1 protein-coding gene is annotated in these 527 nt (G+C 42.5%); it reads right to left on the bottom strand.

Annotated elements, in window-relative coordinates; translation table 11 throughout:
* The coding region (locus R7190_RS30440) for a restriction endonuclease (protein WP_318138287.1) at positions 1-527 on the bottom strand (527 nt) is incomplete at both ends.

Here is a 527-nt window from a genome sequence, read left to right as displayed (position 1 = left end):
AGCTCGCTACCATTGACCAACCACAGGCGCTTCTCTTGAGCAAAGGCAATAGCTTCAGAAGTAAAATCTCCCGATGTTACGATGATCATTTTGCTAGCACGATTGTCGATCATCACACCATACATTTCTCTTAAGACTTGAACTCCGACTTTTCTAGCTTTCCAGTGCTTACATTGTACAAGACTCAACTCACCGTCTTTAGTTAACCAAAGATCAACCCCACCATCCGCCTGCTTTGAGAAAGATTGTTTAACGTCGTAGCCTTGCTGCTTAAAGTACTCGCCAATGTAGCTTTCAAATTCAATCCAACTGAGGGAATTAAGCGGAGTCGTGTTTTTGTGTGCTCTGATTTGAGATGTCGTCGCAAGATAATTATGCTTTCGCTGATACTGCTTAAAGAACGAAATTGGAGCTGGAATTAAAAACAAAAAAGCAAAATACGGTGCCATTTGCGGAAGATTCGGCCCAATGGCATTGAAGATGAAGTTATCACTGCGAGCCGCTAACCCTGGCAATAGGAAAGATAA

The sequence above is a fragment of the Vibrio sp. 1078-1 genome (assembly GCF_033340475.1).
The sequence above is the reverse complement of the archived record's forward strand: the minus strand, read 5'-3'. Positions and strand labels throughout refer to the sequence as shown.